This is a genomic window from Mesorhizobium album (assembly GCF_033977205.1).
GTDB lineage: Bacteria > Pseudomonadota > Alphaproteobacteria > Rhizobiales > Rhizobiaceae > Mesorhizobium > Mesorhizobium album.
Map to the genome: position 1 here is coordinate 84,529 of NZ_JAVIIW010000029.1, position 8,054 is coordinate 92,582.

An 8,054-nucleotide genomic window follows, 5' to 3' on the forward strand; every position below is an offset into this window, starting at 1 on the left:
TCAGTCGGTGGTGCCGTCGTTGCCCACGTCCTCGGCATCCTCCAGGCGAACGAACGTCATGCCCTTCTGCTTCAGGGCCAGCAGGCCCTGGACTACGCCCTCGCCCGCCGCGTGGGTCGGCTGGTTGATGTGGGCGATGATCACGTCGCCGTCCTTGGCGGCGGCGATGCGACGGGCGGTCGCCTTCGCGCCGAGCAGCGAGCCGCCATCGCCGTTGACGGAGAAGCCGGCGATCTTGAAGCCCAGCTTGCGGATCATGGCGATCGCCGATGGGCTGTATTGGGCGGTGGCGCCGCGAAACCATTTCGGCGCCGGACCGCCGGCCTTGCCAAGCGCTGCGGCGCCGGACTCGACCTCGGCCTGAACGGCATCGGCACTGCCGGCGCTGCTGATGCCGTAGATCTTGCGCGGCGTGTCGACCGCCGGGATATGACGGCCGCCGTGATTCTCCAGCTCGAACAGGTCCGGATGCGCCCGCATGATCTCGACGCCGGCCGCGTTGCGCTTCAGCCAGATGCCGGTGACGAAGATCGTTGCGGGAATCCTGTTCTCGACAAGCGCCGACAGAATGCGCGTATCGGTCTGTCCGCCGCAGGCGTCGAGCGTAAGCGCGACCCGGCCACCGCCGCTCCCCTGCGGCTTCAGATGCAGCGTCGGCTCGACCAGCGTCGCGGCATTGCCGGCAGAGGCCAGCGCGACCGACAGCGCGAGCGCACAGAGCGATTTTCGAAGCAAAGCCGTCATTCTTTCCAAGCCCGGCATGTCGCGTCATTCAACGCAAGATCGCGTCAACAAGACCCGCATCTAGGCGAAAATCGGGATGCTTCGTATCCGAAAACCAACCGCGCGACAATTTGCGTAAACCGGTTGTTTTTTGGATTCATGCGCTGGACCTAGCCCGCCTGCTCCATTGTCGCCTCCGTCCGCGCCAGAAGTTCGCGCGCCGCGCCGACCACGGCATCCACTTCCAGGCGCCAGACGCAGCATGCCTTGCTGGGATCGGTCCGGCGGCACAGGTCGCCGCCAACGCAATCGCAAGGCATGGATGGCTGCAACGAAATGCTGGGAACACCAACAGGTCCCCACCGGACCGGACTGGTCAGGCCGAACAGGCCGACAACGGGAGTGCCGGCCGCCGCCGCCATATGCATCGGGCCGCTCTCATTGCCGATGAACAGCCGGGCCTCCTTGAACAGCGCCAGCAACGTTTCGAGCGAGAGCGCGCCGACCAGATTGACGACCGGCGCTTTCGCCGCCGCCATGATCTTGTCCGCTGCCTCGTTCTCGTCGGGGCCGCCGACCAAAACGACGTCCAGGCCCGTCTCGGCTGATATCTGGTCGATCGCGGCGGCAAAGCGCTCGGGCTGCCAGCGGCGTCCCGGAAAGTTGGCGCCGGCATGCACGGCCACGAAGCCGTTGCGGTGAAGATCGGATTTTTCCATCAGCGCCAGGACGCGTGCTGTTTCCTGCGGCAGAGGCAAGATCGACGGCACCAATAGGTGCAGGTCCGCGCCAAGTGCCTCGAGCGGCGACAGATAGCGGTAGAGATAATGTTGCTCGCCATAGCCGAACGGCTTTGCCAAGACATTGGCAGGCTGGCGTTCGAACCAGCGCAGCGGCTTCTCGCTCGGGCTAAAGCCTACACGGATGGGCGCGTTGACCAGCCCGACGATGAACCGCGACGTTTTCGAATCGGCGAGGTCGATCACCATATCGAAATGATACCGACGCAGCCTCCTTACAGTCTCGACGAACTCCCGCGCCCGCTGCAGCGTTGTGCCGCGCATGTGCGAACGCTTGAAAGAGACGACTTCCGAAGCGATACCGTGGCCGGCAACGAAATCGGCGAGCCCTGCCTCGCAAAGGAAGATGATGCTGACGCCGGGATATTCGAGCTGAAGATTCCTCGCCAGCGTCGAGGCAAGAACGATGTCGCCAATGAATTTCGTCTGCAGGATCAGGATCGATCGCACGGAGGTGGGGGGGATCTGCGGCATCTGTTTCTCAGCACCCGGGAATTCGGAACCAGAAAGTGCCTTGGAACGATGTCGAGATTGGGAACCAGCGCGCGCACGTTCGCGTGAGGTTCCATACAAAATCGTAAGCTGAGGCGCGCCGCTCAGGCGCGCCTTGCCTTTGCTTTCGTGGCCTCCACGGCCGCCTGAGCGGCGGCCAGCCTCGCGATCGGCACGCGGTAAGGCGAGCATGACACATAGTCGAGGCCTACCTCTTCGCAGAAGCGGATCGATGCCGGATCGCCACCATGCTCGCCGCAGATGCCGAGCTTGATCTGGGGCCGTGTCGCCCTGCCCTTTCCGGCCGCGATCCGCACGAGTTCGCCGACACCGTCGATGTCCAGCGAAACGAACGGATCCTGCTCGATAATACCTTTCTGCCGGTAGGTTTCAAGGAACGTGGCCGCATCGTCGCGCGAGATGCCAAAGGTCGTCTGCGTCAGGTCGTTGGTGCCGAAGGAGAAGAATTCGGCAGCCTCGGCAATGACATGGGCGCGGATGGCCGCGCGGGGGAGCTCGATCATCGTGCCCGTGAGATAGTCGATCTTGGTGCCGGTCTCCTGCATGACGCTTTTGGCGACCGCATCGATGCGCGCCTTGACGTATTCCAGCTCCTTCACAAGGCCGACCAGCGGCACCATGATTTCCGGCACCACCAGCGCGCCGGCCTTGCGGCCGGCCTCGACCGCCGCCTCGAAAATGGCGCGTGCCTGCATCTCGGCGATCTCGGGATAGGAGACGGCAAGCCGGCAGCCGCGATGGCCGAGCATCGGGTTGAACTCGTGCAGCGCCTCGGTGCGCTGCCGGAGCTTGTCGGCCGAAACGTTCATGACCGAGGCGACCTCGGCGATCTCGGCCTCGGTCTTGGGCAGGAATTCGTGCAGCGGCGGATCGAGCAGGCGGATCGTCACCGGCAGGCCGGCCATGATCTCGAACAGCTCGAGGAAATCCGAGCGCTGCATCGGCAGGAGCTTGTCGAGTGCCGAGCGCCTCTCCTTCTCGGTATCGGCCAGGATCATCTCGCGCATGGCGACGATGCGGTCGCCCTCGAAGAACATGTGCTCGGTGCGGCAAAGCCCGATGCCTTCGGCGCCGAAGGAGCGCGCCATGCGCGCGTCGAGCGGCGTTTCGGCATTGGTGCGCACCTTCATGCGGCGCGCGGCATCCGCCCATTCCATGATGGCGGCGAAATCGCCGGACAGCTCGGGCTGCAGCATGGCCACCGCGCCCTTCAGCACCTGGCCGTTGCCGCCGTCGATGGTGATGATGTCGCCCTTGCGGAAGGTCTGGCCCATCGAGATCAGCGTGCCGGCCTTGTAGTCGACGCGCAGCGAGCCTGCGCCCGACACGCAAGGCTTGCCCATGCCGCGCGCCACAACCGCGGCGTGGCTGGTCATGCCGCCGCGCGTGGTGAGGATGCCTTCGGCGGCATGCATGCCATGAATGTCCTCGGGGCTGGTTTCGATGCGCACCAGGATGACCTTGCGCCCTTGCGCCTTGGCGTCCTCGGCATCGCTTGACGAGAAGACGATCTCGCCGGTGGCGGCGCCTGGCGAAGCCGGCAGGCCGACGCCTATGACGTCACGCGCGGCCTTCGGATCGATGGTCGGGTGCAGGAGCTGGTCGAGTGAGGCGGGGTCGATGCGGGCGACAGCCTCTTCCTTGGTGATCAGCCCGTCCTTCGCCATGTCGACGGCAATCTTGAGCGCCGCCTTGGCTGTGCGCTTGCCGGAGCGAGTCTGCAGCATCCACAATTTGCCGCGCTCAATGGTGAATTCGAGGTCCTGCATGTCGCGGTAGTGCTTCTCCAGCCGGTCGGAGATGTCGACGAAGGCCTGGAAAGCGTCCGGCATCACCTTCTGCAGCGACGGCTTGTCCGAGCCTGCGGCGATGCGCGCCGCCTCGGTGATGTTCTGCGGCGTGCGGATGCCGGCCACCACGTCCTCGCCCTGGGCGTTGACCAGGAATTCGCCATAGAGCTGCTTCTCGCCGGTCGAGGGGTTGCGGGTGAAGGCGACGCCGGTGGCGGACGTATCGCCCATATTGCCGAACACCATGGCCTGGACATTGACCGCCGTGCCCCAGCTTTCCGGGATGTCGTGCAGGCGCCGGTAGGTGATGGCGCGGTTGTTCATCCAGCTGGAAAACACGGCGCCGATCGCGCCCCAGAGCTGCTCGCGCGGGTCCTGCGGGAACGGCTTGCCGAGCTCTTCCTCGACCTTGGCCTTGTAGAGCGCGATCACGCCCTGCCATTCGAGGGCCGTCAGCTCGGTGTCGAGCTCGTGGCCGAGGCTCGCCTTCTGATCCTCGAGGATTTCCTCGAACACCTCATGGTCGAGACCCATGACGACATCGGAATACATCTGGATGAAGCGGCGGTAGCTGTCATATGCGAAGCGCGCATCGCCGGAATCGGCAGCCAGCGCCTCGACCGTCTCGTCGTTGAGGCCGAGATTGAGCACGGTGTCCATCATACCGGGCATCGAAGCGCGGGCACCGGAGCGCACGGAGACCAGAAGCAGCTTGGACGGATCGCCGAAACGGCGGCCGGTGAGCCTGCCAATATGGTCGAGCGCTGCAAGGACATCGGCCTCAAGCGCGGCCGGATAGGTGCGGCCGTTGGCATAATAAGCGTTGCAGACTTCGGTGGTGATGGTGAAGCCCGGCGGCACCGGCAGGCCGAGGCTGCACATCTCGGCCAGGTTGGCGCCCTTGCCGCCGAGAAGATTGCGGTCGCCGGCACGCCCTTCGGCGGCGCCGTCGCCGAAGGTGTAAACCCACTTGGTCATGCTCGCCCTCCAGGTCCTTGGAAGATAGACAACACCCGGACCCAAGCCCGGTTCCCCGCCCTTCCGATCCGAGCGATATGATGCTGCAGTGCGAAACGCAAGGCATCCGCAAAGCAAGCGCCGCTACTACAATCGATTAAGCAAAAGCCCGCGTCAAAAAGACTTGCCGGTAGATCGCCTGCGATATAGAACATAACAAGAACAAAGGTGGAGTAGCGTGATGAAACTCAACGGGAAACTCGACTATCTGGAATTGCCGGCGACGGGCGGCACGCTGGACAGCGTCAAGTCTTTCTACAGCGCAGTGTTTTCCTGGTCGTTCACCGACTACGGACCGACGTATTCCGCCTTTACCGAGGGACTCGACGGCGGCTTCCAAGCCGATGCCGGCGAGGCGTCCGCCAAGCCGCTGCCCGTGCTCTATTCCAAAAACCTGGAAGAGACGTTGCAGGCGGTCGAGAATGCCGGCGGCAGCATCGTCAAGCCGATCTTCTCCTTCCCTGGCGGCAGGCGGTTCCATTTCACCGATCCGGCCGGCAACGAGCTGGCCGTCTGGGGCGAATAGGTAAGGGAATATGGGAGTAAGGCAGTAGGGCAATAGGGAATTTGTCCTATCCTGCTCCCCGGCACCCTGCTGCCCCACTGCCGTACTGCCCTACTGCCTATTCCCTTAATCTGCCATTGAGCTTTCCACCGGCTCATCCTATAAGGCCGCGCGCAGCGGGCACTGCCCGGCTGTTGGGGCGTCGCCAAGTGGTAAGGCATCGGTTTTTGGTACCGACATTCCCAGGTTCGAATCCTGGCGCCCCAGCCAAGCTAGTTTATCAATAAAATCAGTCACTTAATTTTCGCGTTAGCAGAGTTTGTTAGCACCTTCGTTAGTTCGCGAGCCTGTGGATGATCCACGTGATATCCGGCACTCGGATATCGGCCAGGAGACTCAACAAACTAAACGGGCGGTCATCAGGCGATACGCCTGCAATCCCGAACCGAGAATGCAAAGCGCGAAACGACACTGGCGAGGATGCTAGTTCTGTAAGTCCAGTCTATCCACCGCCTCATGCGGTTGCGCCAGTGCGTCAGCAAAGGCCGCGTAGCAGCTCTCCGACCTGATGTAGGCCTGCCGGAACCAACCCGTGCGCATCAGATGGGCGATCCGCACTAAATCGGCCTTGTCGGTTACTGTGATAAGACGAACAGGATATAATGGCGTCTGGCAGCAGTTCGTCGAGGAAAGCGTCACCGCCATGAAACCGATGAACGAAAAGCACCTTGCGGTTCTACGCAGGCACATGGTCGAGATGATTGCGATCCATGCCGACCTTGCAAGCGAAGAACTCGGCAAGGCTACGCTCGATGAGCGGGTGATGGCATCGATGCGGCGGGTCCCGCGACATCTCTTCGTACCAGCTGCGGTCGCGCCTTATGCCTACCAGGACATGCCGCTGCCGATCGGCTTCGATAAGACCGTGTCGCAGCCCTTCATTGTCGCTCTGATGACCGATCTCCTCACTCTCCAACCGCACGAAACGGTGCTCGAGATCGGGACTGGCCTGGGTTATCAATCCGCGATCCTCGCGGAACTCGCAGGACAAGTTTGGAGCGTCGAAATCATCGAGGAATTCGCGAGCCACGCCGAGGCTCTGCTGCGGGGCCTTGGCTTCTCAAATGTCGCTATTCGCGTCGGAGACGGATCTCGCGGCTGGCCCGAGCACGCCCCATACGACAAGATCCTGGTTAGCGTGGCGGCTGAGCGGACGCCGCCGGCTTTGCTGAATCAGCTCAAGCCAGGAGGACGCCTTGTTCTGCCTTTAGCGTCTGAAGAGGCACAGTTCCTGACTACCATCGACAAGGATGCGGCGGGGCAACTCAAGACCCGGAAACTCATCCCGGTTCGGTTCAGCCGGCTCGAAACCGTCTAACGAGGCGCGCGCGACTGGTGCGACTTCGCTTTTCTCACCAGCCGGGTTCCAGGCTACCGTTCTTCTTCGCTCATGGTCAACGCGAAGATACGGACTAAAGCGCGTCGCGGTCTTTCAGATTCGCTCCATGCGCTTTAGTTTTTGATTTTACGCATGTCTTTGTCCCGAAACCCGGTTCCCACTTTCGGGAGACATGCTTTAATGACCTTGGAGCCCCTGAACGGCTTCGAGCGCTGCGAGCGGCGCCTTGCTGGCTGATTAGTCGGCCGCTTTTCAGCGCCCCTATTTGCCTCAGGCCGGTTCGCCCGGTTGTCCGCAAGACGGCTTTTCTTGACCTCTTGCTGCTGCGCTTGGGCTGCGGCTACGGCAAAGGCCGCTCCTGCACCTGACATAGGTGAGGTCGCTCATCCGCGGCATGGCCATCAAGATTGGCCGACGTTACGTTCCTGGCAAGAGACCACGGTGCCTCGATCTTGCGGAAATTCCTGTCCGTACGGGAAGACCCGCCAAAATTTTGGCGCCTTGCAAATAATGCAATATCAAGGGGGTGAGGCGCGCGCTATTCGAGAAGGGTGTTCAGGACGAGGTGGCGGCGACGGCACCATTGCGGCTACACAAGACGAAGCCGCGGAAAGCGTCACCGTCGTTGGTCATTCGGATCCCGTGGCGTCCCCTTTGACCGATCCCAGCGAAATCGACGTGCTGGACCGTCCAATTCTTCTTATCGCGTTTCCCGACTGGATAGACGCCCGGCTTGCTTTTGGAGTTGGATTGAGGTTCGCAAGCCGGGCTACGCGCCGCCTGATGGGCGGGGGGCTTGGGGGTATCAGCCGGCGCGATCGGGAGAGTGTCTGATTTGCCAGCAGGCCCGCAATCGACTGAGGTCCGATCCTTCCAAACGCATTGGTCCGAATAAGTGAAACATATAGCCCCGTATTCCATTGAGGCGGCTGCCTATGTCCCGATGCGTGAGTGCATCGATCAAGCTTGTCCCGCGCCAGATTCATGCATCCCGACCTCCTTCACCAGGGCCCTCAATTCGGCTGGTGGCGCGAGGCAGAAAGTTCGAAAAGCTTCCATGAATCCCAGTCAATTGCGCATTGTAGAACTAGTGGATTGAATCTAACACTTGGTGCCCACGTTTGACGGCGGCGATGATTTTGTCGGGGTCAGCGGTCCAGGTGAAGGGTTTGGGTTGTCGATTGTGCTCGGCGAGTAGCGGTTGATGGCCGCCTGCAGGTCGACGACAGAATGAAAGACGCCTCGCTTGAGGCGTCGCTTCGACAGCTTGGCGAAGAAGCCCTCGACGGCGTTGAGCCAGGAGCAAG

Annotated in this window: 5 protein-coding genes, 1 tRNA gene and 1 pseudogene; 3 read left to right on the plus strand and 4 right to left on the minus strand. The window is 62.1% G+C overall.

All coding sequences use genetic code 11. The annotated features are described in order from the left end of the window. The 3 genes from RFN28_RS22835 to ppdK form a co-directional block, all read right to left on the minus strand. Positions 1–744, minus strand: coding sequence for a polysaccharide deacetylase family protein (locus RFN28_RS22835; RefSeq protein ID WP_320289480.1), 744 nt, complete (start codon positions 742–744; stop codon positions 1–3). 149 nt (positions 745–893) lie between these two features. Next, entirely contained in the window at positions 894–1,997 is a 1,104-nt protein-coding gene (locus tag RFN28_RS22840; RefSeq protein ID WP_320289481.1) for a glycosyltransferase family 9 protein, read from the minus strand. A gap of 122 nt (positions 1,998–2,119) precedes the next feature. Then, positions 2,120–4,804, minus strand: coding sequence for a pyruvate, phosphate dikinase (gene ppdK, locus RFN28_RS22845; protein ID WP_320289482.1), 2,685 nt, complete (start codon positions 4,802–4,804; stop codon positions 2,120–2,122). Positions 4,805–5,024: 220 nt separating this feature from the next. Between ppdK and RFN28_RS22850 the strand changes: the two genes are divergently transcribed. The 3 genes from RFN28_RS22850 (at position 5,025) to RFN28_RS22860 (ending at position 6,726) form a co-directional block, all read left to right on the plus strand. Further along, a complete protein-coding gene (locus RFN28_RS22850; protein WP_320289483.1) occupies positions 5,025–5,369 on the plus strand; it encodes a VOC family protein in 345 nt (114 codons plus the stop codon). A gap of 174 nt (positions 5,370–5,543) precedes the next feature. Next, a tRNA-Gln gene (locus RFN28_RS22855) sits at positions 5,544–5,618 on the plus strand. Positions 5,619–6,051: 433 nt separating this feature from the next. Continuing rightward, positions 6,052–6,726, plus strand: a complete 675-nt coding sequence (locus RFN28_RS22860) for a protein-L-isoaspartate(D-aspartate) O-methyltransferase (RefSeq protein ID WP_320289484.1) — start codon at positions 6,052–6,054, stop codon at positions 6,724–6,726. 1,108 nt (positions 6,727–7,834) lie between these two features. Here RFN28_RS22860 and RFN28_RS22865 read toward each other — a convergent pair. Further along, positions 7,835–8,054, minus strand: a pseudogene (locus RFN28_RS22865) (IS630 family transposase); the annotation flags it as partial.

Coding starts and splice junctions, on each gene's coding strand:
- RFN28_RS22835 (WP_320289480.1), bottom strand. CDS start 744: ATGACGGCTTTGCTTCGAAAATCGCTCTGTGCGCTCGCGCTGTCGGTC.
- RFN28_RS22840 (WP_320289481.1), bottom strand. CDS start 1,997: ATGCCGCAGATCCCCCCCACCTCCGTGCGATCGATCCTGATCCTGCAG.
- ppdK (WP_320289482.1), bottom strand. CDS start 4,804: ATGACCAAGTGGGTTTACACCTTCGGCGACGGCGCCGCCGAAGGGCGT.
- RFN28_RS22850 (WP_320289483.1), top strand. CDS start 5,025: ATGAAACTCAACGGGAAACTCGACTATCTGGAATTGCCGGCGACGGGC.
- RFN28_RS22860 (WP_320289484.1), top strand. CDS start 6,052: ATGAAACCGATGAACGAAAAGCACCTTGCGGTTCTACGCAGGCACATG.